A 22,885-nucleotide genomic window follows, 5' to 3' on the forward strand; every position below is an offset into this window, starting at 1 on the left:
GGGGACGTTTGATCACGCGAGAACTGTGCAGGCGTGAGGAACACGACCGACGAAAGGACATTCCGTCATGGCGGCGACCGACCCGGACGAGTCGGTGGATCCCGCGGCGGTCCGGCGCCACCGGGTGCTGTTCCGCGCGATCGAGAAGCGACGCCACCCGAAGCTGCGCCGCAGCGACATCACCGTGACCGACGAGGCGGCGGTCAGACGCGCCACGAAGGCCGCCGCGCTCGGCAACGCGATGGAGTGGTACGACTTCGGCATCTACAGCTATCTCGCCTCGACCATCGGGAAGGTCTTCTTTCCCTCGGGGAGCGAGACCGCCCAGCTGCTCAGCTCGTTCGCCACCTTCGCGGTGGCCTTCCTCGTACGCCCCGTCGGCGGCATGGTCTTCGGGCCGCTCGGCGACAAGGTCGGCCGCAAGGCCATCCTCTCCGTCACCATGATCATGATGGCGGTGGGCACCTTCGCCATCGGCCTCATCCCCTCGCACACCGCCATCGGCCTCTGGGCCCCCGGCCTGCTGATCTTCTTCCGGCTGGTGCAGGGGTTCTCGACCGGTGGGGAGTACGGGGGTGCCTCGACGTTCATCGCGGAGTACGCGCCCGACAAGCGGCGCGGCTTCTTCGGCAGCTTCCTGGAGCTCGGCACGCTCGCCGGATACGCCGGAGCCTCCGGTCTCGTCGTCCTCCTCAGCGGCTTCCTCGGCGAGGACCAGATGCTGCAGTGGGGGTGGCGGATCCCCTTCCTGGTCGCGGCCCCGCTCGGCTTCATCGGCCTCTACCTGCGGCTCAAGCTGGACGAGACGCCCGCCTTCCAGAAGCTGGAAGGCGGTCACGTCAAGGCGAGTGAGGCCGCCGACCCGGTGGAGACCTCGGCCACCGCCGACCTCGGCAGGATATTCACCCGCCACTGGCGGCCGCTGCTGCTCTGCCTCGCGCTCGTCGCCGCGTACAACATCACCGACTACATGCTGCTGTCGTACATGCCGACGTACCTGTCCGACGAACTCGGCTACGGGACCGACCACGGACTGCTGATCCTGCTCATCGTGATGGTCCTCCAGATGTGTGTCATCAACCAGGTCGGCCGGCTCTCGGACCGTTTCGGGCGCAAGCCGCTGCTGATGACGGGGATGCTCGGCTTCCTCCTCCTGTCCGTGCCGTCCTTCCTGCTCATCCGGCAGGGCGGCGTCCTCCTCGTCACCCTCGGCCTGCTGCTGATGGGGCTCTCCCTGGTGGCGATGCTCGGCACGATGTCGGCGGCGCTCCCGGCGATCTTCCCCACCCAGGTCCGCTACGGCTCCCTGTCGGTCGCCTACAACCTCTCCACGTCGCTCTTCGGCGGCACGACTCCGCTGGTGATCACCGCCCTGATCGGCGCCTTCGGCACCACTCTCATGCCGGCCTACTACGCCACGGCCGCCGCCGTGGTCGGCGTGGTCGCCGTCCTGTGCATGCGGGAGACCGCCAACCGGCCGCTGGCCGGCTCCCCGCCCTCCGTCGAGACGGAGGAGGAGGCCGCCGAACTCGTACAGGTCCAGTTCCCCGGCCCCAGATTCTGACCCTGAGTGGACACGCCGTGCGGGACGGTGCGACACGCGCCGGCCGGTCATGCCGCGTCGGTGCCCAGGAGTCTGGCGGTGAACCCGGCGAGCCGGTCCCGCAGCTCCTCCCGGGCCAGACCCCGGTCGCCGGCCAGGTGTTCGACGAGGTCGGCCCGGGTGGCCGCGAGCAGGGCATGGGCGGTGAAATCGCTGTCGGCTAGGCCGGGAACCTGGTCCAGCAGGGTGCGGAGCAGCGTGTGCCAGCCCGCGTAGTGTTCCGTGCGGTAAGGGCTGTCGCTGCCGGTCTGTTCCAGGGCCAGCGCGAGGTGACGGTTGTCCAGCTTGAAGCACAGGACGGCGTCGAGCAGCGCCGGCACCCGTACGAGCGGCGGGGTGGCGGGCCCCAGGGGCGGCGGGCCGTCCTCAACGGCGTTCTTGATCGGTGCGAGCCGTGCCGCGTACAGCGCGCGGATCAGCCCGGTGCGATCACCGAAGGCGCGGAAGAGGGTGGCCTTGCCGACGCCGGCCGCGGTCGCGATGTCGGCCATGGTGACGCCGTCCGGGCTCTCGCACCGGGCGAACAGTGCGTCGGCGGCGGCGAAGACGGCCGCCCGGCTGCGCACCGCGTCCTTGCGGGGTCTGCGCTCGGTCACGTGGTTCCTCCTTGCGATCCGGACCGGCGGTCCGTATCGTCCGTCAAAGCGGACCGCTGGTCCGTATCGTATGGGACGGAGGACCTCATGCCCACACACCCCTCACCGGAAGAGCTCTACCGCCACAGCCTGCGCCTGCTCCTCGCCAAGGACATTCCCGCCTGGGTCGGCCTGTGGGCCGAGGACGGCGTCATGGAGTTTCCCTTCGCACCGCCGGGCCGGCCCGAGCGGCTGGAGGGCCGGCAGGCCGTCGCCGCCTACATGCGCCACTATCCCGACCACATCGATCTGCACGACTTCCCCGACGTGCGCATCCACCGGACCGTCGACCCGGGCACCATCGTGGTCGAGATGCGCGGCGTGGGCCGCCTGGTGCAGACAGGGCGCCCCTTCGACATGACCTACATCGCCGTCGTCCGCGTCGAGGACGGACGCTTCACCTCCTACCGGGACTACTGGAACCCCCTCGCCGTCCAGCAGCCCGGCCTGGACTTCGCCGGGAGCGACGCCCGATGAACGACACCGGCACCACCCTGGTCATCGGCGCCACCGGGACCACCGGCAGCCGCACCGCGGCTCAGCTGATCGCCGCGGGCCACCGCGTCAGGGCCGCGAGCCGCCGGGCGACGCGGTTCCCGGGCGCGGAACCGGTCCGCTTCGACTGGTACGAACCCTCCGGCCACGGCGACGCCCTCGCCGGAGCCGACCGCGTCTACCTCGTCCCGCCGGTCGGCGATCCGGAACCGGCCGCGGTCATGCTGCCCTTCCTCCACCAGGCCCGTGCCGCGGGCGTACAGCGCGCCGTACTCCTCAGCTCCTCGGCCGTCGCCGCTTCAGGCCCGGGCGTGGGCGTGGTGCACGAGGCCCTGCCCGGCCTGTTCGACCACTGGGCGGTACTGCGCCCCTCCTGGTTCATGCAGAACTTCACCGGCACGCACCTGCACGCCCGCACCATCCGTGAGGACGGCCTCATCCTGACCGCGACCGGGACCGGCCGGGTCGGCTTCGTCGACGCCGACGACATCGCCGCCGTCGCCGTCCGCGCGCTGACCGACGACCACGCGCCCGATGCCGACCTGGTGCTCACCGGGCCCGAGGCGCTCGGCTACGACGACATCGCCGGCATCGTCACACAGGTCACGGGACGCTCCGTGGCACACCGCAACCTGACGTACGAACAGATGCGAGACCGCCTCGCCGGCTCCATGCCGCGGGAGTTCGCCGCCCTGCTGGCCGGGATGGACCGCGCCATCGCCGGGGGCGCCGAGGACCGCACCACCGACACCGTCCAGCGCCTCACCGGCCGACCGCCCCGCAGCTTCCGCACGGTCGCCGAACGAGAACTGACACCGGGCCCCGCGTGAACGCCCTTGCCGTGCGGCCCGCACCACCCCGGCCGGCCCCCCTGCCGCGGGTCCCGCGAAGGCACGTACCCTGACCGGCGATGAGGAGGGCGCATGAGGGAGGAAGCGTGCCCCGGTGCGGTGCTGGTCGTCGATGACGACGCGGCGATCCGGCGGTCGTTGGAGCGCGGGCTGAGGCTCAACGGCTTCGTGGTGCGGACCGCGGCCGACGGACCGGACGCGCTCACCGCGATCGAGCGGACACCTCCGGACGTCCTGGTGCTCGACGTGTCGATGCCGGGCATGAGCGGCATCGAGGTGTGCACCCGGCTGCGCGCCTCGGGCCGGGACCTGCCGGTGCTGATGCTCTCCGCCCTCGACGAGACCGCCGACCGTATCGCCGGACTCCAGGCGGGCGGCGACGACTACCTGGTCAAGCCGTTCGCCCTGCAGGAACTGGTGCTGCGGCTGCACGCGCTGCTGCGTCGCCGGCCGCCCGCCGACCGGGCGGTGCTCCGGGTCGCGGACCTGGTCGTCGACTCGGCGGCGCGCACCGCCGAGCGGGCCGGCCGCCCGCTGGAGCTGACCCGCCGCGAGTTCGAACTCCTGGAGGTGCTCGCCCGCAACGCCGGGCTAGTCCTGACCCGCGACCAGCTCCTGGAACGCGTGTGGGGCTACGACGTCGACGTACGCACCGACGCCGTCGACACCTTCGTCAGCTATCTGCGGCGCAAACTCGAAGCGGACGGCGGCACCCGGCTGATCCACACCGTGCGCGGGGTCGGCTTCGTGCTCAGGGAGGCCAGGGACACGCCGTGAGACTCTCGACCCGGGTCGGCCTCGCCGTCGGCTGCACCGTCCCGCTGCTGGTCCTGGCCTGCGGCTGGCTGCTGCTGGACCTGGTCGCCCGTGACCTGCACCGTGCCGAGGACCAGCAACTGCGCGAGCGGGCCACGGCCCTCGCCCCGGACGCCCGTTCGCTGCTGCGGGCCTCGGAGAACGGCCGGCCCAAGGCCGCCGACACCAGGGAACGCAAGCTGTTCAGCGCGGCCCTCGACGTCGGCGTACGCGTCGTCGGACCGGACGCCGACTTCAGCGGCGGCCCCCAGCCCGGGCCGGCCGTCCCCCTCCCGCCGCGGGCCGCCGGCCCGGTCACCGTCCGCGACGGCGCCCGCGGCTGGCGGGCCCTGGCGCGGCCCGTCCGGGGCACCACCGCCACCCTGTGGGTCTTCTCGCCCGACACCGCCGACCGCACCCGGCTCCGGCTCGTGCGGCGCCGCGTGCTCCTCACCGCGCTCCTCGCCGCACCCCTGTCCGGACTGCTCGCCTGGGGCCTGGCCGCCGGTGCCGGAGCCCCGCTGCGGCGCCTCACCCGCCGTACCGCCGGCCTCGACCCGCGCACCAGCAGCGCCCGGCCGGCCGACCGGCGCACCGGCGTGACCGAGGTCGACGAGCTGGCCGCCACCCTGCGGACCGTCCTCGCCCGCTACGACGAACAGGCCGCCCGTACCGCCGAGGCCCTGGACACCGCCCGCTCCTTCTCCGCCGCGGCGGCGCACGAACTGCGCACCCCGCTGATGAGCATGGGTACCAACCTCGACATCCTCGCCGACCACCCGGGCCTGCCCGCATCCGAGCGTGCCGAGGTCGTCGGCGATCTGCGGCGCGAACACGCCCGGCTGCTCGGCCTGTTGGTGATGCTGCGCGAGCTGGGCCGCGGGGACCTGGTGGAGGCGGAGGCGTTTTGCCCCGTCGACCTCGCCGACGTGGCCGAGGCGGCCGTCGCCGAGGCCCGACGCCGGGACCCGGACGCCGGGATCGTCCTGGACACCGCCCCCGGACTCGTCGTGCACGGCTGGGAGCCGGGCCTCAGGCTGCTGCTGGACAACCTGCTCGGCAACGCCCTGGCCCACGGGCGGGACACGCGGGGCCGGGCATGGGTCCGGGTGGGCGTGAGCGCGACCGCGGAGCAGGCCCTGGTCACCGTGGACGACCACGGACCGGGTGTGCCGCCCGACGCCCGGCCCAGGATCTTCGAGCGGTTCCGGCGCGGCCCGGACAGCGCCGGCTCCGGACTCGGCCTGACCCTCGTCGCCCAGCAGGCGGCGCTGCACCGCGGGAGCGTCACGGTGACGGACGGACCGGACGGCGTCGGCGCCCGCTTCGTCGTACGGCTGCCGTCGCACGGCGGCGGGCTGCCCGGACGGCGGGACTGGCTCATCGGCACAGCCGGGGCAGACCGGTCACAGAGTTTCCCCAAAGACGCTCCCTAGCCTCCCTCCCGGCGGACGGACGACCTGACCGCCCGCCACAAGTGAACGGAGAGGCAGATGTACGTACGACGACCGACACGCACGCTGCTCGCGGGGCTCGCTGTGTCAGCGGTCCTGGCGGGCACGGCGGGGGCCGCCTCCGCGGCCGACAGCACCCCCGCCGCGAAACCGGCCGGTGACGGGGCCCACGCGCTGTGCAAGCGGGTCCCGAAGATCGACCGCCGGATCGCACGGGCCCTGAAGCGGCTCGGCGCCGGAGCCGGGACACGCGGCTCCGTGGCGCGGCTGCAGAAGCGGGTCGACCACGCGAAGAAGGCGGGCCACACGGAGATCGCCGGCTACCTCCAGAACAGGCTGGACTTCCGCAAGTCGCTGCGGACCAGCCTGGTGCAGCGCCAGAAGGACCTCGCCGCCGTCAAGACGTGGTGCGCGGCCGACGGCAACGGGAAGGCGGCGAGCTGATGCAGGCCCGGCGCCCGGCCCCGCTGCTCACGGCGGCCGCCGCGCTGGCGATGGCGCTCACCGTGGGCTGCGCGCACCATGGCGGCGCCGCCCCGAAGGCCACGCCCGGCGCCGCGTCCGCCACGGCGCCGTCCGCCGGGTCCGCGCAACTGGCGCAGATGCGGAAGAAGGTGGACGCGGCCGAATCCGCGGCCGCCGCGGCCGACCGGGACGCGGCGGGGACCGCCGACCGCTGACCCGCGCGGGGAGCGCCGCCCGGCGCTCCCCGCCCGCCCTTCGCGCTGACGAGAGACCGACTCCCCGGCAGCCGGCACAGCCCGTTCGCCCACGTCGATGCCGTGACCTGGGCGCCGTTCCCCCCTCGCCGGGACCGCGCTCACATGCCGGGCGCGCCGGTGCGCAGGCCGTCCATGACCAGGTCGAGGAGCCGGGTGGCGCGTGGCCGCCAGTCGTCGCGCGGGTCGAGCTGCCACAGGCCCGCGATGGCGAGCATGAAGTCGTCCGCGGTGACCCCGGGCCGGATGGTGCCGGCCTCCTCGTTGGCGCGGAGCAGGAGTTCCGCCGCGGACGTCACCGGCGTGGGGGGTGGCTTGCCGGGGCCGCCCGGCGTACTGGTGGCCTGCCGGATCGCCTCGGCCAGTCCGGCCTTGGTCATGGCGAACTCGGAGAGCCGGTCCATCCAGGCCCGCAGGGCATCCTCGGGTGACCGCGTCTTGAGCAGATGGGCCGCGGCTTCGGCGACCTGCTGCATCTCGTGGCGGTAGATCTCCAGCACGAGCGATTCCCGGTTGGGGAAGTTCCGGTAGAAGGTGCCCTGTCCGACACCGGCCTTCTTGGCGATCGCGCTGAGCGGGGCGTCCGCGCAGCGCGACAGCTCGGTGATCGCCACGTCCAGAATGCGCTCGCGGTTGCGCTGTGCGTCCGAGCGCCGGGGTGATGCCTTCTGCTGCGGCACTCGTCCTCCTCGAGGGTCGTGACCGAACCTCGCCCTTGCTAAGCGGACAACTGTCCGTTAAGTTTTCCAGGTAGCGGACAGCTGTCCGTTTGTGCTCACCATAGCCGCGAACGCCGCCCCGCGGCAGTCGCCGGCCGCCACTGCTCGGTCCCCGTACCTCGCACCTTCGCTTCGCCGCCCGCCGCGGCACCGGCCCGTCCACGCGAAAGAAGCAGCTCATGGCCCCATCGACGTCCAGTGTCATCACCTTGGAGATCAACGGAGAGAAGCACACACTGCCCGTCGACCACCGCACCACCCTGCTCGACGCCCTGCGCGAGCGTCTCGATCTGACCGGCACCAAAAAGGGCTGTGACCAGGGACAGTGCGGTGCCTGTACCGTCCTGCTGGACGGCCGCCGGGCCGTCGCCTGCCTGCAGCTGGCCGTGGCGGCCGAGGGCCGCGAGATCACCACCATCGAAGGCGTGGCCGAGGGGGACCGGTTGCACCCCGTGCAGCAGGCATTCCTCGATCTGGACGGCTACCAGTGCGGTTACTGCACGCCAGGACAGATCTGTTCGGCGATCGGGATGATCGAGGAACACGCGGCGGGGTGGCCGAGCGCCGCCACCAACGACGTCCGCCCCGAAGCGGGACCCCCACCCCTGACCGCCGACGAGATCCGGGAGCGGATGAGCGGCAACCTGTGCCGCTGCGGCGCGTACGTCTCCATCGTCGAGGCGGTCGCCCGGGCCGCCGGGGAATCGGCCGCCCAGCGACGCGTCACGCCCGCGGCGGATGCCGAGGAGGCCGTGGCATGAGGGAGTTCGACTACCAGCGGGCCGCCGACGTCGCCGGTGCCGTGGCGCTGCTCGGCGCCGATCCGGACACCCGCTTCCTCGGCGGCGGCACCAACCTCGTCGACCTGATGAAGACCGGTGTCGAGCGGCCCGCCCGGCTCATCGACATCCGTGAACTCCCGCTCGACCGCATCGAGCCGACGCCGGAGGGCGGGCTGCGCATCGGCGCCACCGTCACCAACGGCGACCTGGCCGCCGACCCCGCGATCCGGCGCCGTTACCCCGCCCTGGCCCAGGCGGTGCTGGCCGGTGCGTCGGGGCAGCTGCGCAACATGGCCACGGTCGGCGGGAACCTGCTGCAGCGCACCCGCTGCGGCTACTTCACCGACGTCACCAAGCCGTGCAACAAGCGCGTCCCCGGCAGCGGTTGCCCCGCGATCGAGGGCGAGCACCACAACCACGCGATCCTGGGCGCGTCCGGCCACTGTGTGGCCGTACACCCCTCGGACATGGCCGTGGCCCTGACCGCCTTCGACGCCGTCGTCCACTTCGAGACGGCCGACGGGCCGGGGGAGTTGCCGCTCGCCTCGTTCTACCTGCCCGTCGGTGACACCCCGCACCGCGAGACCGCCCTGCCGCCGGGCGCGCTCATCACCGGCGTCACCCTGCCGCCCGCCCCGGTCGCCGCCGTCTCCCGCTACCGCAAGGTGCGCGAGCGGGCCTCGTACGCCTTCGCCATCGGCTCGGTCGCCGCCGCGCTCGACGTCCGGGACGGCGTCGTCCACGACGCGCGCCTGGCCCTCGGCGCAGTCGCCTCGCGTCCGTGGCGGGCCGCCGCCGCGGAACAGGTGCTGACCGGTGCGCCGGCCGGTGCCGAGACCTACGCCGCCGCGGCGGACGCCGAGCTGGCGGCGGCCCGGCCGCTGCCGCACAACGGATACAAGGTGGACCTCATGCGCAACCTCGTGGTGGCCGTCCTGTCCGAACTCGCCGAGGAGGCCGCCCGATGACCACCGTCGCCCCCGGAACAGGGACCCACGCGCCCTCCGTCGGCACCGCCCACACCCGGGTGGAGGGCAGGGACAAGGTCACCGGAGCGGCGCGCTACGCGGGCGAGGTGCCGTTCGCCGGCCTCGCGTACGGCTGGCTCGTGCTGTCCACGGTCGCCCGCGGCCGCATCCGCGCCCTCGACACCGACCCCGTCCTCGCCATGCCGGGGGTCCTCGGCGTCCTGGACCACCGCAACGCCCCGCGTGTCGACACCGACTACACCGGTCTGCTGGGCACGCCTCCGGACCCGACATGCGCGGTCTTCCAGCACGACAGGGTGCCCCACCTGGGCTGGCCGGTGGCCCTGGTCGTCGCCGAGACGTCCGAGCAGGCCAGGGAGGCCGCCGAGACACTCGTGGTGCACTACGAACAGGAGCCCCACGACATCGACTTCACGGGCGGGCGCCCGGACGCCTACCCGGTGGACGGCCACATGCCCGGGGTGACGGAGAAGGGCGATCTCGACGCTGCACTGGTCTCCTCGGCCGTCGTCGTGGACGCCGAGTACACCACCCCCGAAGAGCACCACAACCCGATGGAACCGCACGCGGCGACCGCCCGCTGGGACGGCGGCCGGCTGGAGGTGATCGACTCCAACCAGGGAGCCACCTGGGTCGTCGGCGAACTCGCGAACCTCTTCTCGCTGGACCCGGCATCGGTGCGCGTACGCTCCGAACACGTCGGCGGCGGCTTCGGCAGCAAGGGCGTCCGCGCCCACCAGGTGGCCGCGGTGATGGCGGCGACCGTGCTGCAGCGGCCCGTGCGCGTCGTCCTGACGCGCCGTCAGATGTTCTCGCTGGCCGGCTACCGCAGCCCCACCACACAGCGCGTCAGGCTCGGCGCCGACGCCGACGGACGGCTGCGCGCACTGGAGCACCGCTCGGTCAGCGTCACCTCCACCGTGCACGAGTTCGTCGAACCGAGCGCCGGGGTGGCCCGGGTGATGTACGACGCCGACGCCCACCACACCGCCAACCGCGTCGTACGGCTCGACGTGCCGACGCCGACGTGGATGCGCGCCCCGGGTGAGGCGCCCGGGTCCTTCGCGCTGGAGGCGGCCCTCGACGAACTCGCCGAGAAGTGCGGGATCGACCCGATCGAGCTGCGCCTGCGCAACGAACCCGACAAGGGCCCGGTCTCCGGCCTGCCGTTCGCCGGCCGCAACCTGGCAGCCTGCTTCCGGGAGGGCGCCCGCAGGTTCGGCTGGGCGGACCGGGACCCGCGCCCCGGACTGCGCCGGGACGGCCGCTGGCTGCTCGGCACGGGTACGGCGGCGGCCTCCTTCCCCTCGGGCGCCGCACCGTCCACCGCGACGGCGACCGCGCACCCGGACGGCACGTTCACCGTCCGGATCTCCGCGGCCGACATCGGCACCGGGGCCCGTACCGCCCTCACCCTGGTCGCCGCGGACGCGCTCCGGGTGCCCGTGGAGCGTGTCCGGGTGCGCATCGGCGACAGTGACTTCGGGCCGGCGATGATCGCGGGCGGTTCCATGGGCACCCGCTCCTGGTCCTGGGCCGTCACGGCCGCGGCCGGCGAACTGCGCGAACGGCTGGCCCTCGGTACCGGCATCCCCCCTGAGGGCATCACGGTACGGTCCGACACCACGGCCGCCATCGGCGCCCTCACCCCCGCCGAACGGCACTCGTTCGGCGCGCAGTTCGCCGAGGTCGCGGTGGACACGGCCACCGGCGAGGTGCGGGTGCGGCGCATGCTGGGCGTCTTCGCGGCGGGCCGGATCGTCAACCCGCTCACCGCACGCAACCAGCTCCGGGGCGGCATGATCTGGGGCATCTCCATGGCCCTGCACGAGGAGGCCGTCCGGGACCGCGCCTCGGGCGGCCACGTCGGCGCCGACCTCGCGGGCTACCACGTGGCGACGCACGCCGACGTACCCCGCGTCGAGGCCGACTGGATCGACGACACCGACCCCGCCGACCCGGTCGGCATCAAGGGCATCGGCGAGATCGGCATCGTCGGCGCGGCGGCCGCCGTCGCCAACGCCGTCTGGCATGCGACCGGCGTACGCCACCGCGGCCTGCCCATCCGCCCCGACCGCGTCCTGTCGGCCGCCGCGGGGGCGCCGGATGCTTGACCTCGCCGAGGAGCTGCACCTGTGGGCCGCGGAGGGCCGGGAGTTCGCCGTGGCCACGGTGGTGGCCGTCGGCGGCAGTGCGCCACGCGGCCCCGGCGCCGCCCTCGCCGTGGACAGCGCGGGCACCGTCATCGGCTCGGTGTCCGGCGGCTGTGTCGAGGGCGCGGTGTACGACCTGTGCCGCGAGGCGCTGCGGACCGGTGACAGCGTGCTCGAACGGTTCGGCTACAGCGACGAGGACGCCTTCGCCGTGGGGCTGACCTGCGGCGGGACGATCGAGGTGCTGATCACACCGGTGGCCGCAGCGGCCGGTACCGTCCTGGCGTCGGCTCTGTCGGCCGCCGCGCGGAACGAGCCGACGGCCCTCGTCCGGGTCGCCCGCGGCCCGGCCGGCCTCCTCGGGCACGCCCTGCTGGTCAGGCCCGACGGCACGTACGAAGGCGGCCTCGGCGGCCATCCGGACCTGGACCGTACGGCGGCGGCCGAGGCGCGGGCCCTGCTGGAGGCGGGCCGGACCGGCACGGTGGACATCTCGGCGAGCGGAGCGGGACGGGGGTCCCCGCGGACGGAGTCCGGGGGAGGCAGGCACTGCCCCGGCGGCCTGACCCTGCTGGTCGAGTCGAACGTGCCCCCGCCCCGCATGATCGTCTTCGGCGCCGTCGACTTCGCGGCGGCGCTGGCGCGGGCCGGAAAGTTCCTCGGCTATCACGTGACCGTGTGCGACGCCCGTCCCGTCTTCGCCACGCGGGCCCGCTTCCCCGACGCCGACGAGATCGTGGTCGACTGGCCGCACCGGTACCTGCGGCGCACCGGGACCGACGCCCGTACGGTCCTGTGCGTCCTCACCCACGACGCGAAGTTCGACGTCCCCCTGCTGAAGGAGGCCCTGCGCAGGCCGGCGGCGTTCATCGGCGCGATGGGCTCCCGCCGCACCCACGAGGACCGCGACCGGCGGCTGCGGGCGGAGGGCCTGACCGGACCGGAACTGGCCCGGCTGCGCTCGCCGATCGGCCTCGATCTGGGCGCCCGGACCCCTGAGGAGACCGCCCTGTCGATCGTGGCGGAGATCGTCGCCGCCCGGCGGGGCGGCACGGGCGTGCCGCTGACCGGCTCCGGGACGCCGATCCACCGCGACGCGGGAGAGGGCGGCGGGGCGACGGCCGCCTGACTCGGCAGGTGTCTCGTTCCGGGCTCTCCGGGTGCCAGACCCACGGGAGTACAATATTCACCAGGGGATGAATTACTTCTCTCGTGAAGGGCGGGACCGCCATGGAGGAGACCACCTGCTGTGTGGTGGGCGGCGGCCCCGCGGGCATGGTGCTCGCCCTGCTGCTGGCCAGGGCCGGTGTCGATGTGACGGTCCTGGAGAAGCACGGCGACTTCCTGCGCGACTTCCGCGGCGACACCGTCCACCCCTCCACCCTGGCGCTGCTGGACGAGCTGGGTCTGGCGGAGCGTTTCGCCCGGCTGCCGCAGCGTCGCGTACGCACCGTCCAGCTGCCGATCGGAACGGGCCGCTCGACGGTCACGGTCGCGGACCTGACGGTGCTGCCCGGTCCCTACAACTACGTGGCCATGGTGCCCCAGTGGGACCTGCTGGACCTGCTCGCGGACGAGGCCCGGCGCGAGCCCTGCTTCCATCTGCGCATGAGCACCGAGGCGACCGGCTTCCTGGTCGAATCCGGCCGGGTGACCGGAGTGCGCTACCGCACCGGTGACGGCCGCACCGGCGCGTTGCGCGCCGTCCTCACCGTCGCCTGCGACGGCCGGGGATCGCTGGCCCGTGCCCGCCCGGAACTGGGGCTGCACGGCTTCACCTGCCCGATGGACGCCTGGTGGTTCCGGCTGCCACGCAAGGAAGGCGATCCGCAGGGACTCGTCGGCGCGGCCGGTGACCGCTTCCTGACGGCGATGATCGACCGCGGCGACTACTGGCAGTGCGCCGGACTCATCCCCAAGGGCACGAACGCCCAGCGCCGCGCCGCCGGCCTCGACCGTTTCCTGGCCGAGTTCGCCGCCGCCGCGCCATGGGCGGCCGACCGCGTGCACGCCGTGCGCTCGTGGGACGAGGTGAAACTGCTCGACGTGCGCCTGGACCGGCTGCGCCGCTGGCACCGCCCCGGCCTGCTGTGCATCGGCGACGCCGCGCACGCCATGTCCCCGGTCTTCGGCATCGGGATCAACCTCGCGGTGCAGGACGCCGTCGCCGCCGCCCGCTACCTCACCGGGCCGCTGCGCCGGGGAAGCGTGAGTCCGCGTGACGTCCACCGGGTGCAGCGCCGCCGCCGTCCCACCACGGTCGCCACGCAGGCGCTCCAGCGCGCGGCCCACGCCCGCTTCATCGCACCCGTCCTGCAGGGCCGCCCGCCCCTCGGGAGTGCGGACCGGGCCCGGCGCGTGGCCCGCCTGCTCGCCGGGTCGCGATGGGTCCGCCGGCTGCCCGCGTACTTCGTCGCCTACGGCGCCCTGCGCGAGCGCCCGCCCGCCGCGGCCGTCCGGTAGCCGGAGCGGTCACGGGACCGACCGCTCTCCGTGCGCAGGCCCCAGTGTTGTCTTGACAAGAGTTGTCACGGCAACAATGATGGGTGAGTGACCACGATCAGCGGACTCCACGACCACCTCGGCTACTGGCTCCGTCGCCTGTCCGACGAGGTCCACAGCCGGTTCGAGGCCGAACTCGGCCGGCATGACGTCACCGTCTCCCAGTGGGGGGTGATGGTCAGCGTGTTCCACGGCCATGACACCACCAAGGCCGTGGCCGCCCACATGGACATCGATCCCGGCGCCGTCTCCCGCCTGGTCGACCGCCTCGCGGCCAAGGACCTCGTCCGCCGCGAACCCGACCCCGCCTCCCGGCGCACGGTCCGGCTCGTACTGACCGGCCGGGGGCAGGCCCTCGTCCCGGTGCTGGCGGAGCTGGCCGACCGCAACGACGCCTACTACTTCGGCTCGCTCGACCCCGGTCAGCGCCGACAGCTGGAGGAGTGGATCCGGCGTCTGATCGGCGAGGCCCACCCCGCGGCGCCGCCCGACACACCTGAAAGAAGCGCACCATGAGCATCAGCCCCTCCGTCACGAAGACCGTCGGCATCGACCGCCCTTGGCGGCAGGTCTTCGCCTTCCTCGCCGACCCCGCGAACTGGCCCCGGTGGGCCGTCGTCAACGTCCGGTCCATCGAGCCCACCGACGACCCCGACTGGTGGCGCATGTCCACCCCGCAGGGCCCGGCCAGGCTGCGCCTGCGCGCCGACGCCGAGTACGGCATCCTCGACCACGACTTCAACGACGACACCGCCTCCTGGCGGGTGCCGGCCCGGGTGGTCCCCAACGGCGACGGCGCCGAGTTCATGATGACCTTTCACCGGCCGCCGTCGCTCACCGACTCCGTCTTCAAGGAGCAGACCGACCTGGTCGACACCGAACTCGCCGCCCTCAAGGAGATCCTTGAGACCGGGCCGGCCGACGTCACAGCATGACGTGTTTGACCTGCGTGTAGTCCAGCAGGCCGGCAAGGGAGAGATCGCTGCCGTAACCCGAGTGGCCCACGCCCCCGTGCGGCATCTCCGAGACCGTCGTGCCATGTGTGTTGACCCAGACGATGCCGGTGTGCAGCGCCCGGCTCGCGCGCATGGCCCGGTCGTGGTCGCGGGTCCAGACACTCGCGGCCAGCCCCTGGGGAACCCCGTTCGCCAGCCGGAACGCCTCGGCCTCGTCGGCGAAGGGCTGGACGGTGACGACCGGGCCGAACACCTCGCTCTGCACGATCTCGTCCTCCTGCCGGACCCCGGCGATCACCGTCGCGGCGTGGAAGCAGCCGGGGCGGTCCAGCGGCCTGCCGCCGGCGACCACCTCGGCGTGGCCCGGAAGGCGGGCCAACAGGTCGGTGACGGAGGTGAGTTGAGCCTGGCTGGCGAGAGGTCCGAAGTCGGCGAGTTCGTCGTCGGGGCCTCCGGTCCGGCGCCCTGCGGCCCGTTCGGCGAAGGCGGCCAGAAAGGTGTCGTGGATCCGGCCGTCGACGAGGATCCTGGTGGCCGCCGTGCAGTCCTGCCCCGCGTTGTAGAAGGCCAGCGACGACAACTGCGCGACCGCGTCCTCGACATCGGCGTCCTTGTGGATCAGCACCGGTGCGTTGCCACCGAGTTCCAGGTGCAGCCGCTTGAGATCGGCCGCCGCCGCGGTGGCGATCTCCCGCCCGGCGCGCACACTGCCCGTGACGGCCACCAGCCGGACGAACGGATGGGACACCAGGGAGCGCCCGGTGTCACGGTCGCCGCAGACGACGTTGAGCACACCGCCCGGCAGGTGCTCGGCGGCCAGCCGGGCCAGGAGGACGGCTGAGGACGGCGTGGTGTCGGACGGTTTGAGCACGACCGTGTTCCCGGCGGCGAGAGCCGGAGCGATCTTCCACACGGCCATCATCAGCGGATAGTTCCACGGGGTGATCTGGGCGCAGACCCCGACGGGCTCGCGGCGCAGCACGGAGGTGCGGCCCGGCGTGTACTCGGCCGCCGCGGCGCCCGGCAGATTCCGGGAGGCCCCGGCGAAGTACCGCAGCACGTCCACGATCGCAGGCAGTTCGTCCGTGAGGAACAGCACCCGGGGCTTGCCCGTGTCGGTCACCTCGGCGTCCGCCACCGCGTCGGCCTGCCGCTCCAGGGAGCCGGCGATGCGCAGCAGGGCCGTCTGACGCTGTGCGGGCGTCGTGGCCGACCAGCCGTCGAAGGCCCGCTGAGCCGCCCGGCAGGCCGCGTCCACGTCCTCGCCCCCGGAGAGCGGGGCCAGCCCGTGCCGGAGTCCGCTCGCGGGGTCGATCAGTCGCAGGGTGGCCCCGGAGGCGGCCGGGACGTCCTGGCCGCCGATGTGGTTCCGCAGCGTGGTGAGGCGGTCGGTGTCAGCCACGGCGCAGTGCCTCCTCGGCGGCGGCGCGACCGGTGCGGACCGCGCCCTCCATGTATCCGGCGACCCACTGGTCGGAGCCGCAGACGTAGAACGGTGGTTCATGCGTGCCGTGCAGCGGGCCGACCGCCATCACCTCGCCCGGCGGCCACTGGGTGACATAGCCCTGGGTCCACGGGTCGGTGCCCCACAGCCGCAGATGACAGGCGGCCGGTCGCAGTGCCTCGTCGCCGAACAGCGCGGCCATCTCGGCGAGCAGCTCCGGCGTGCGCAGCTGGGGCGGGGTGCCCAGCAGCACGCCGTAGCGCTCGGGCGGGATCAGCGCCGACAGCACGCCCTCGTTCTGCGGCCAGGTGCTGCCCAGGACCCCTTCCGTCTCGGACAGGCCGTTCAGGCCGTCGGCGCGCCAGAAAGGACGGTCGTACACGGCGGCGAACTTCGCGGCCGTCGCCTGCCGCTGCCGGTGCAGCGAGGCCAGGCGGGCGTCGCTCACACCGGTGACGGCGACCGACCGCAGCGGTCCCACCGGCAATGCGCTCACCACGGCCGCCGCGGTGAGGACCTCACCCGTGACCAGCCGCACGGCGCAGCGCCCGGGGCGGACGTCCAGCGCGGCGACGGCCGAGCCGAGGCGGATGCGCGGGCCCAGCTCGCGGCCCACGACCTCGGCGAGGGTGGCGGAGCCCGCCGCCAGCCGCAGCCCCTCCCAGGCGTCGTAGTCGTAGTCGCCGGTGCCCGGGACCGCCGCGCTCTTGCGCAGCGCGGCCAGCAGCGAGATCCGCTCGTACGAACCGCCCGCCAGGGCCAGTTGGCCGATGTCCCACAGCCGTACCACGGCCGGTGCGGCGTGGCGGGAGCGCAGCCAGTCGGCCACGGACAGCCGGTCCAGGGCGTCCGCCTCAGGATGCGACCAGGGGTCGTCGGGGTCGACCGTGGCGGCGAGTTCGCCGAACTCCTTGCTCAGCTGCTGGTGCTGGGCCATGTCGCCGGGGCCGAACCAGTGCGGCGGGTCGCCCGCCGAGAGACCCTCCGGGGTGGCACGGGTCATGCGGCCGGGTTCGGCGACGTAGCTCGGCACGAGCTCCAGGCCGAGCTCCCCGGCCAGCCGCAGATACGCGGTGTGGGCGTGGCCGACCACTTCGCCGCCCAGCTGCACGGTGCGGCCGTCGGGGGTGCGGGTCTGCTCGACCCGGCCGCCGACGCGGTCCCGCGCCTCCAGGACGAGTACGTCGGTGCCCGCGGCGGCGAGGTCCCGGGCGGCGGCGAGGCCGGCGAGCCCCGCCCCGAGCACGATCACGTCGTGATGCATCGGTTTCGCTCTCCTGTACGGGGTGTCAGGCCAGGACCAGGCAGTGTTCGGGCCGCCAGCCGAACTCCACCGTCTCGCCACCGCTCCAGCGGTCCTCCATGCGGGCGCGGGCCGTGTTCTGCTCCAGCACGGACAGCGTGACGCCGGGGGCGAGCTCGATCAGGTACGTGGTGGTCGGGCCGCTGTAGACGGTCTCGCGGATCACTCCGCTCAGTATCGACATGCCTGGTTCGAAGTCCGACAGCCAGATCTTCTCGGGGCGTACGGAGACGCTGACGGCGGTGCCGTCCGCGATGCCGGGCCGTGCGCCGACCGGCAGGGCGGGCCCGCCGTCCAGGGCGACCTCACCGCCCCGGTAGGTGCCGCCCATCAGGTTCGAGGTGCCCATGAAGGAGGCCACGAACCGGCTGGCCGGATGCTCGTAGACGTCCTCGGGGGTGCCGCACTGCTCGATGCGGCCCGCGTTCATCACGGCGATCCGGTCGGACATGGTCAGCGCCTCGTCCTGGTCGTGGGTGACGAAGACGAACGTGATGCCGACCTCGCGCTGGATCTGCTTGAGTTCGACCTGCATCTGCCGGCGCAGCTTCAGGTCGAGGGCGGCCAGCGGCTCGTCCAGGAGCAGTACGGCCGGACGGTTGACGAGCGCTCGGGCGAGGGCGACGCGCTGGCGCTGGCCGCCGGAGAGGGTACGGGGCTTGCGGTCGGCGAGGCCGGAGAGCTGGACCAGCTCCAGCATCTCGCCGACCCGCTGGCGGAGCTCGGCCTTGGCGACGCCCGTGCGCTTGAGGCCGAAGCCGACGTTGTCGGCGACGCTCAGATGGTCGAACAGCGCGTAGCTCTGGAAGACGGTGTTGACGTTGCGCTTGTTCGGCGGCAGCGCGGTCACGTCCTCACCGGCGAGCAGCACCGCACCCTCGGTCGGGTCGCTGAACCCGCCGATCATGCGCAGTGAGGTGGTCTTGCCACAGCCGGAGGGGCCCAGCAGGGAGAAGAAGTGGCCGGCCTCGATGTCGAGGTCGAGACGGTGGACGGCGTAGGAGTCCCCGAACTGCTTGGAGACGCCGTCGAGCCGGACGGCGGGGGTCGCGTCCATGGATCACTCTCCGGAGAGGATGTCGAGGCCGCCGCGGCGGCCGAAGAGGCGCGGGATGAACAGGGCCAGCGCGATCAGGCAGATGGATCCCGCGAGCATCAGCGTGCCGACGGCGTTGATGGTGGGCTGCAGCCCGAAGCGGATCGCGGAGTAGATCCGCACCGACAGCGGCTGGGGGTCGACACCGGTGGTGAAGTAGGCGAGGACGAAGTCGTCGAAGACGAGCGCGAAGATCAGCACGGCCGAGGCGAGCACGGCGGGCAGCAGGGCCGGCAGGGTCACCAGGCGGACCGCCTGCCAGCGGGTGGCGCCCAGGTCCATCGCGGCCTCCTCCACCTCCGGGTTCAGCGCCGCGACCCGGGAGCGCAGGATGACGGTGACGTAGGAGATGGAGAAGGTGATCTCCGAGAGCATCACCGTGCCGGTCGACAGGGCCACGCCCAGGCCCTTGAACAGCAGCATCGAGGCCACGCCCGTGACGATCTCCGGCGTGATCAGCGGCACCAGCATGATCAGGCCGGACAGCGAACCGAGCCGGGTGCGGCAGCGCACCAGACCGAGCGCGAGCGCCACGCCGAGGACGACCGAACCGGCCATCGCCACCAGGGAGATGCGCAGACTGGTCCCCAGGGACGAGATCAGCACGTCGTCGTGGACGAAGGCGCGGTACCAGCGCAGGCTGAACCCGCCGAACACGGTCAGCGACTTCTTGGAGTTGAAGGAGAACAGGGCCACCACGGCGATGGGCAGGTACAGCAGGGCGAAGAACAGCCCGGTGACGGCGATCAGGATCCGCGGTCTGCGGTCGGCGCGCCCGCGACGGGTGCGGGTCCGGGCCGCCGGGCGCGCGGGAGCGGTGGAGGAGGGCAGGCGCAGCAGGGTCATCGGCGGGCCTCCGCCTCGTCCTTGCGGGTGCGCCGCAGATAGCCGAACATCCCGACCAGCAGCACCAGCATCAGCAGCATGGTGAGCGCGGAGCCCAGCGGCCAGTTCTGGCCCTGGAAGAACTTGTCCTGGATGAGGTTGCCGATCATGATCTGGTCCGGGCCTCCCATGAGCTGTGCGCTGACGAAGTCGCCCATGGCGGGCAGGAAGACCAGGACGAGCCCGGCCGCCGCGCCCTGCCGGGTGGCGGGCAGGGTGACGAAGAAGAAGGTGCGGACGGGGCCGCCGTACAGGTCGCGGCCGGCCTCGATGAGGGAGACGTCCAGGCGTTCCAGGGCCGCGTACAACGGGATGATCATGAAGACGACGAAGCCGTAGACGAGCCCGGCGACCACACCCGCACCGGTGTTGAGGATCTTCGTGTCGCCGTCGGCCAGCCCGACGGCGCGCAGGGCGCGCAGCACCGGTCCGTCGTCGGAGAGGACCACCGACCAGCCGTACATGCGGACCAGGTAGTTGGCGAAGAACGGGACGACGATGGCCGCGATCAGCGCGTGTTTGTACCGTCCGCCGTGCAGGGCGATGGTGTACGCCACCGGGTAGGCGATCAGCAGGCAGATCACACAGGTCAGCAGGGCGTAGCCGAGTGAGCGGGCCAGGACCTCGGTGTAGGCCGGGTCGGCGAGGGCACGCACGCCGGCCAGGTCGAAACCGAAGCGCGGGTTGCCGAGGTCGTCGGTGGTGCCGACCGCGAGGACGGCGACAAGGACCAGCGAGGCGATGAGGAACCCGGTCATCCACAGGGTGCCGGGCAGCATCAGCCAGGTCCACATGCGGTCGCCGTCGGCGCCGCGCCGGCGGGTGCGCGAGGAGCGGGGGAGCAGTGCCATGTCAGCCCGCCTTCACATGGGTCCAGGCGGTGTCGCGGGCGTCCTCCGCCGTGCGGCTGCCGTTGCGGAAGAACAGGTCCCCCTTCAGCTCGTCCTCGGTGACGAGGCACTCGGGGAAGGGCTTGACCAGGTCGGCGTAGGTCTTCTCGGAGCCGGCCACCGGCATCGGGTAGCCGATGTACTCGATGTTCTTCTTCACGTTCTCCGGCCGCAGCATGTAGTCGATGAACAGCATCGCGGTGCCCGGGTGCGGGGCGTTCCAGGGGATCGCGTAGCAGTCGGAGTTGATCGGCGTGCCCTCCTTGGGGGCCGCGAAGCCGAACACCGACGGATCCTTGGCCTGGTTGAGCATGGCGGCCATGTCGCCGCTCCACGCCTGGGTCATGACCGCGTTGCCGTTGAGCAGGTTGTTGTAGCTGTCGCTGGAGAAGCCGCGCAGCCGCGGGCGAAGGGTGCTCAGCAGGGAGGTGATGCGGTCGAGGTCAGCGGGGTCGCCGGTGCTGACGTTCAGGCCGAGTTCCAGGGCGCCCATGCCGAGCACCTCGTCGCGGTCGTCCAGCAGGAAGACCTTGCCGCGGGCCTTGTCGCTCCACAGGTCCCGCCAGGAACCGGTGAGTTCGCCGATCCGGTCGCGGCGCCAGCCGATGCCGGTCTTGTACGCGGTGAACGGGACGGTGTGCGCGGAACCCGGGTCGTACCAGGGATCGGCGAAGTAGGTGTACGTGCCGAATATCGCGTGCGCGTTGGGGAGCTGGGAGTGGTCTATCCGGCGCAGCCGGCCCGCGTGGGCCAGGCGCTGCGCCCACTTGGCGGAGGGGAAGACGACGTCGTAGCGGTTGCCGGCGTTGAGCTTGGCGACCATGCCTTCCATCGAGTCGAAGTTCGACTGGACGACCCTGACGCCGTACTCCTTCTCGAAGCCCTTGAACACGGCCGGGTCGACGTAGTCGGCCCAGTTGAAGTAGACGAGATCGCCGTCGACGCGCGCCGGGACCGGGGCGAGCTGCTTGGCGTCGGGCGTCCTGGCGGGCATGAACCCGCAGCCGCCGGCCGCGGCGCCCAGCAGTCCGCAGGCGCCGGCCCGCAGCATGGCGCGTCGGGTGGGTGGGGGTACCTCGGGGGACACGGAACGTCCTCTCCGTCGAGGAACGGCACAACTCCAGGGCTGGACCGGCTGGTCGGCTCACGGAGGCCCTGACTCCGTAGGGAAGACCGGTCTGGGGAGGGTGCGAGCGTGTGTCAGCGGGGGAGGGGTAAGCCCGTCCGGAGACGTACGGTGTGGGGCGCGCGGGAGCACGTCACGGCGTGCGGCCCTCCAGGTCGTCCCGGACCCGGCGGGCGAACCAGCCGACAGCGGCCTCACGCTGCGACAGCGGCCCCGGTTCGAAACCGGGCGTCGTCAGCCCGGCCTGGACCCGCTCCACCAGCTCGGCGTCCTCGTCGTTGGTGACCCAGCCGATGTGGATGTTCAGCCGCCGGGCCAGCCGGGTGCGGACGCTCTCCCCGTGCTTGGTGTAGAAGGCGCCGGGGATCGCCGCCCGGTCCTGGGCGGTGGGCAGGGCGGTCCAGGCGAGCACGTGGTCAGGGTAGAAGTCGATGAGCGTGTTCGGGTAGATCACGGCGTACCGCCACACCCGCCGGTCGGCCTCGGCCAGCCCCGGCATCGGGGCCGCCAGCCGCTGGTAGAGCCGCTCGGTCCAGTTCGAGGAGGGCTTGTCGCGCAGCGGTGACTCGAACAGCACGTAGTGCTCCTGCACGTCCACCGTGTACGCCTGGTAGTCGAGCAGCCGCATGAGCGCGGGGTGGGCCACGGGGACGTGGTACCCCTCCAGGTAGTTGTCGACGATCACCTTCCAGTTGGCGTTCTGCTGCTCGCCGCCGGACAGGTCGTGGATGCGGTGCTTGCCGACGGGGACGAGGTCCGCCCCGGCGTAGCGGCCCACGGCCTCGGCGAGGCCCTTGCAGGATTCGGCGAGTGGCGTCGCCTCCATGTCGAGGTTGACGAAGACGAATCCCAGGAACGACTCCACGTTCACCGGGTGCAGGCCGAGCCGGGGCTTGTCCAGGCAGGGGATCCGCCGTGCCTCGGGGGCGCCGACGAGGCGTCCGTCCAGCTTGTAGGTCCAGCCGTGGTACGGGCAGCGGATCGCCTTGCCGGCCGGCTCGGGTGCGGTGACCAGGCGGGTGCCACGGTGCCGGCAGACGTTGAGGTGGGCGGCGAGGCCGCCGTCCTCGGTCCGGACCACCAGGACCTCCCGGCCGGCTGCGGTGGCGGTCAGCCGGGCGCCGGGGCCGGGGAGGTCGGACTCGTGGCAGACGAGCTGCCAGGACCGGGCGAAGATGTGCTCGGTCTCGGCCTCGGCGATGGCCGGATCCGTGTAGTAGCGGGCCGGCAGTGCTTCCCCGGGCTGCTCGGGGGGCGGCTCCGGTGCATCGGCGGTGCCGGCGGCCGGCCGGGTGGGCGTGGGGTGCATGGGATCCTCCTCCGCGCCGCGGCGGCGATGGGCGGTGAGGCTACGCCGGGGAAATGGGCAGGTCCAGGCCTTCCGACCTGCCGGGATCCGGCTGACTAATTGGTTAGTCAGAGTGCGTCCGGGGTGGCGCCAAGTCAAGACTTGTGGGCTGACTAATTAGTTAGTTAGTGTCGTGGCAG

General features: G+C 72.7%; 23 protein-coding genes. 14 read left to right on the top strand and 9 right to left on the bottom strand.

Annotation, left to right across the window (positions count from 1 at the left end):
- The first annotated feature begins 67 nt into the window (after positions 1-67).
- Positions 68-1,564, top strand: a complete 1,497-nt coding sequence (gene proP / locus IO33_RS0125190; protein WP_031168863.1) for a glycine betaine/L-proline transporter ProP — start codon at positions 68-70, stop codon at positions 1,562-1,564.
- Between the two features lie 47 nt (positions 1,565-1,611).
- Here the strand turns inward: proP and IO33_RS0125195 are convergent, their stop codons facing one another.
- Complete coding sequence (locus IO33_RS0125195) at positions 1,612-2,199, bottom strand: TetR/AcrR family transcriptional regulator (protein ID WP_031168865.1); 588 nt, start codon at positions 2,197-2,199, stop codon at positions 1,612-1,614.
- A gap of 87 nt (positions 2,200-2,286) precedes the next feature.
- Between IO33_RS0125195 and IO33_RS0125200 the strand changes: the two genes are divergently transcribed.
- The 6 genes from IO33_RS0125200 to IO33_RS0125225 all read left to right on the top strand — a co-directional run bounded on the left by IO33_RS0125200 (position 2,287) and on the right by IO33_RS0125225 (position 6,513).
- The gene (locus tag IO33_RS0125200; protein ID WP_031168867.1) at positions 2,287-2,715 is read left to right on the top strand and encodes a nuclear transport factor 2 family protein; all 429 of its coding nucleotides are present in this window, start codon (positions 2,287-2,289) and stop codon (positions 2,713-2,715) included.
- The gene (locus tag IO33_RS0125205) at positions 2,712-3,563 is read left to right on the top strand and encodes an NAD(P)H-binding protein (protein WP_031168870.1); all 852 of its coding nucleotides are present in this window, start codon (positions 2,712-2,714) and stop codon (positions 3,561-3,563) included. Before IO33_RS0125200 ends, IO33_RS0125205 begins: the two co-directional genes overlap by 4 nt.
- A 93-nt stretch (positions 3,564-3,656) precedes the next feature.
- Complete coding sequence (locus IO33_RS0125210; RefSeq protein WP_031168872.1) at positions 3,657-4,361, top strand: response regulator transcription factor; 705 nt, start codon at positions 3,657-3,659, stop codon at positions 4,359-4,361.
- The gene (locus IO33_RS0125215) at positions 4,358-5,815 is read left to right on the top strand and encodes a sensor histidine kinase (RefSeq protein ID WP_031168874.1); all 1,458 of its coding nucleotides are present in this window, start codon (positions 4,358-4,360) and stop codon (positions 5,813-5,815) included. The genes IO33_RS0125210 and IO33_RS0125215 overlap by 4 nt, the downstream gene beginning before the upstream one ends.
- Before the next feature lie 57 nt (positions 5,816-5,872).
- Entirely contained in the window at positions 5,873-6,277 is a 405-nt protein-coding gene (locus IO33_RS0125220; protein ID WP_031168876.1) for a hypothetical protein, read from the top strand.
- The gene (locus IO33_RS0125225; RefSeq protein WP_157857900.1) at positions 6,277-6,513 is read left to right on the top strand and encodes a hypothetical protein; all 237 of its coding nucleotides are present in this window, start codon (positions 6,277-6,279) and stop codon (positions 6,511-6,513) included. Before IO33_RS0125220 ends, IO33_RS0125225 begins: the two co-directional genes overlap by 1 nt.
- A gap of 140 nt (positions 6,514-6,653) precedes the next feature.
- Here IO33_RS0125225 and IO33_RS0125230 read toward each other — a convergent pair whose 3' ends face one another.
- A complete protein-coding gene (locus IO33_RS0125230) occupies positions 6,654-7,232 on the bottom strand; it encodes a TetR/AcrR family transcriptional regulator (RefSeq protein ID WP_031168881.1) in 579 nt (192 codons plus the stop codon).
- A gap of 218 nt (positions 7,233-7,450) precedes the next feature.
- Here IO33_RS0125230 and IO33_RS0125235 point away from each other — a divergent pair, with 218 nt between their 5' ends.
- The 7 genes from IO33_RS0125235 to IO33_RS0125265 all read left to right on the top strand — a co-directional run bounded on the left by IO33_RS0125235 (position 7,451) and on the right by IO33_RS0125265 (position 14,632).
- Positions 7,451-8,032, top strand: a complete 582-nt coding sequence (locus IO33_RS0125235) for a (2Fe-2S)-binding protein (protein WP_031168883.1) — start codon at positions 7,451-7,453, stop codon at positions 8,030-8,032.
- Positions 8,029-9,021 (top strand): FAD binding domain-containing protein, encoded by a 993-nt coding sequence (locus IO33_RS0125240; RefSeq protein ID WP_031168886.1) that lies wholly within the window; start codon positions 8,029-8,031, stop codon positions 9,019-9,021. The genes IO33_RS0125235 and IO33_RS0125240 overlap by 4 nt, the downstream gene beginning before the upstream one ends.
- Positions 9,018-11,156, top strand: a complete 2,139-nt coding sequence (locus IO33_RS0125245; RefSeq protein WP_031168887.1) for a xanthine dehydrogenase family protein molybdopterin-binding subunit — start codon at positions 9,018-9,020, stop codon at positions 11,154-11,156. Before IO33_RS0125240 ends, IO33_RS0125245 begins: the two co-directional genes overlap by 4 nt.
- Positions 11,149-12,324 (top strand): XdhC family protein, encoded by a 1,176-nt coding sequence (locus tag IO33_RS0125250; RefSeq protein ID WP_031168889.1) that lies wholly within the window; start codon positions 11,149-11,151, stop codon positions 12,322-12,324. The genes IO33_RS0125245 and IO33_RS0125250 overlap by 8 nt, the downstream gene beginning before the upstream one ends.
- 101 nt (positions 12,325-12,425) lie before the next feature.
- Positions 12,426-13,658, top strand: a complete 1,233-nt coding sequence (locus tag IO33_RS0125255) for an FAD-dependent oxidoreductase (protein ID WP_031168891.1) — start codon at positions 12,426-12,428, stop codon at positions 13,656-13,658.
- Positions 13,659-13,745: 87 nt separating this feature from the next.
- Positions 13,746-14,213, top strand: coding sequence for a MarR family winged helix-turn-helix transcriptional regulator (locus tag IO33_RS0125260; protein ID WP_051926941.1), 468 nt, complete (start codon positions 13,746-13,748; stop codon positions 14,211-14,213).
- Positions 14,210-14,632 (top strand): SRPBCC family protein, encoded by a 423-nt coding sequence (locus tag IO33_RS0125265; protein WP_051926942.1) that lies wholly within the window; start codon positions 14,210-14,212, stop codon positions 14,630-14,632. The genes IO33_RS0125260 and IO33_RS0125265 overlap by 4 nt, the downstream gene beginning before the upstream one ends.
- On the opposite strand, the gene IO33_RS0125270 is transcribed toward IO33_RS0125265, so the two are convergent.
- The 7 genes from IO33_RS0125270 to IO33_RS0125300 all read right to left on the bottom strand — a co-directional run bounded on the left by IO33_RS0125270 (position 14,622) and on the right by IO33_RS0125300 (position 22,706).
- Positions 14,622-16,055 (bottom strand): aminobutyraldehyde dehydrogenase, encoded by a 1,434-nt coding sequence (locus IO33_RS0125270; RefSeq protein ID WP_031168898.1) that lies wholly within the window; start codon positions 16,053-16,055, stop codon positions 14,622-14,624. The two genes, IO33_RS0125265 and IO33_RS0125270, sit on opposite strands and share 11 nt — an antisense overlap.
- Complete coding sequence (locus tag IO33_RS0125275) at positions 16,048-17,361, bottom strand: flavin monoamine oxidase family protein (RefSeq protein WP_031168900.1); 1,314 nt, start codon at positions 17,359-17,361, stop codon at positions 16,048-16,050. Before IO33_RS0125275 ends, IO33_RS0125270 begins: the two co-directional genes overlap by 8 nt.
- A gap of 25 nt (positions 17,362-17,386) precedes the next feature.
- A complete protein-coding gene (locus IO33_RS0125280; RefSeq protein ID WP_031168902.1) occupies positions 17,387-18,457 on the bottom strand; it encodes an ABC transporter ATP-binding protein in 1,071 nt (356 codons plus the stop codon).
- A 3-nt stretch (positions 18,458-18,460) separates the two neighbouring features.
- Positions 18,461-19,342 carry an ABC transporter permease gene (locus IO33_RS0125285; RefSeq protein WP_078963883.1) on the bottom strand — a complete coding sequence of 294 codons (882 nt, stop codon included), beginning with the start codon at positions 19,340-19,342 and terminating at the stop codon, positions 18,461-18,463.
- Positions 19,339-20,232: an ABC transporter permease gene (locus tag IO33_RS0125290; protein ID WP_031168906.1), complete on the bottom strand. Its 894-nt coding sequence runs from the start codon at positions 20,230-20,232 to the stop codon at positions 19,339-19,341. The genes IO33_RS0125285 and IO33_RS0125290 overlap by 4 nt, the downstream gene beginning before the upstream one ends.
- A 1-nt stretch (position 20,233) precedes the next feature.
- Positions 20,234-21,358: a polyamine ABC transporter substrate-binding protein gene (locus tag IO33_RS0125295; protein ID WP_245235882.1), complete on the bottom strand. Its 1,125-nt coding sequence runs from the start codon at positions 21,356-21,358 to the stop codon at positions 20,234-20,236.
- 172 nt (positions 21,359-21,530) lie between these two features.
- Positions 21,531-22,706, bottom strand: a complete 1,176-nt coding sequence (locus IO33_RS0125300) for an aromatic ring-hydroxylating oxygenase subunit alpha (RefSeq protein WP_051926943.1) — start codon at positions 22,704-22,706, stop codon at positions 21,531-21,533.
- Between the last annotated feature and the right edge of the window lie 179 nt (positions 22,707-22,885).

It is taken from the genome of Streptomyces durhamensis (assembly GCF_000725475.1).
In the GTDB taxonomy this organism is placed as follows: domain Bacteria; phylum Actinomycetota; class Actinomycetes; order Streptomycetales; family Streptomycetaceae; genus Streptomyces; species Streptomyces filipinensis.

Excerpts from the sequence above, each read along its gene's own strand:
- IO33_RS0125290 (WP_031168906.1), bottom strand. The coding sequence starts at position 20,232 with ATGGCACTGCTCCCCCGCTCCTCGCGCACCCGCCGGCGCGGCGCCGAC.
- IO33_RS0125280 (WP_031168902.1), bottom strand. The coding sequence starts at position 18,457 with ATGGACGCGACCCCCGCCGTCCGGCTCGACGGCGTCTCCAAGCAGTTC.
- IO33_RS0125285 (WP_078963883.1), bottom strand. The coding sequence starts at position 19,342 with ATGACCCTGCTGCGCCTGCCCTCCTCCACCGCTCCCGCGCGCCCGGCG.
- IO33_RS0125205 (WP_031168870.1), top strand. The coding sequence starts at position 2,712 with ATGAACGACACCGGCACCACCCTGGTCATCGGCGCCACCGGGACCACC.
- IO33_RS0125300 (WP_051926943.1), bottom strand. The coding sequence starts at position 22,706 with ATGCACCCCACGCCCACCCGGCCGGCCGCCGGCACCGCCGATGCACCG.
- IO33_RS0125225 (WP_157857900.1), top strand. The coding sequence starts at position 6,277 with ATGCAGGCCCGGCGCCCGGCCCCGCTGCTCACGGCGGCCGCCGCGCTG.
- proP (WP_031168863.1), top strand. The coding sequence starts at position 68 with ATGGCGGCGACCGACCCGGACGAGTCGGTGGATCCCGCGGCGGTCCGG.
- IO33_RS0125265 (WP_051926942.1), top strand. The coding sequence starts at position 14,210 with ATGAGCATCAGCCCCTCCGTCACGAAGACCGTCGGCATCGACCGCCCT.
- IO33_RS0125255 (WP_031168891.1), top strand. The coding sequence starts at position 12,426 with ATGGAGGAGACCACCTGCTGTGTGGTGGGCGGCGGCCCCGCGGGCATG.
- IO33_RS0125220 (WP_031168876.1), top strand. The coding sequence starts at position 5,873 with ATGTACGTACGACGACCGACACGCACGCTGCTCGCGGGGCTCGCTGTG.
- IO33_RS0125250 (WP_031168889.1), top strand. The coding sequence starts at position 11,149 with ATGCTTGACCTCGCCGAGGAGCTGCACCTGTGGGCCGCGGAGGGCCGG.
- IO33_RS0125200 (WP_031168867.1), top strand. The coding sequence starts at position 2,287 with ATGCCCACACACCCCTCACCGGAAGAGCTCTACCGCCACAGCCTGCGC.
- IO33_RS0125235 (WP_031168883.1), top strand. The coding sequence starts at position 7,451 with ATGGCCCCATCGACGTCCAGTGTCATCACCTTGGAGATCAACGGAGAG.
- IO33_RS0125210 (WP_031168872.1), top strand. The coding sequence starts at position 3,657 with ATGAGGGAGGAAGCGTGCCCCGGTGCGGTGCTGGTCGTCGATGACGAC.
- IO33_RS0125245 (WP_031168887.1), top strand. The coding sequence starts at position 9,018 with ATGACCACCGTCGCCCCCGGAACAGGGACCCACGCGCCCTCCGTCGGC.
- IO33_RS0125275 (WP_031168900.1), bottom strand. The coding sequence starts at position 17,361 with ATGCATCACGACGTGATCGTGCTCGGGGCGGGGCTCGCCGGCCTCGCC.
- IO33_RS0125240 (WP_031168886.1), top strand. The coding sequence starts at position 8,029 with ATGAGGGAGTTCGACTACCAGCGGGCCGCCGACGTCGCCGGTGCCGTG.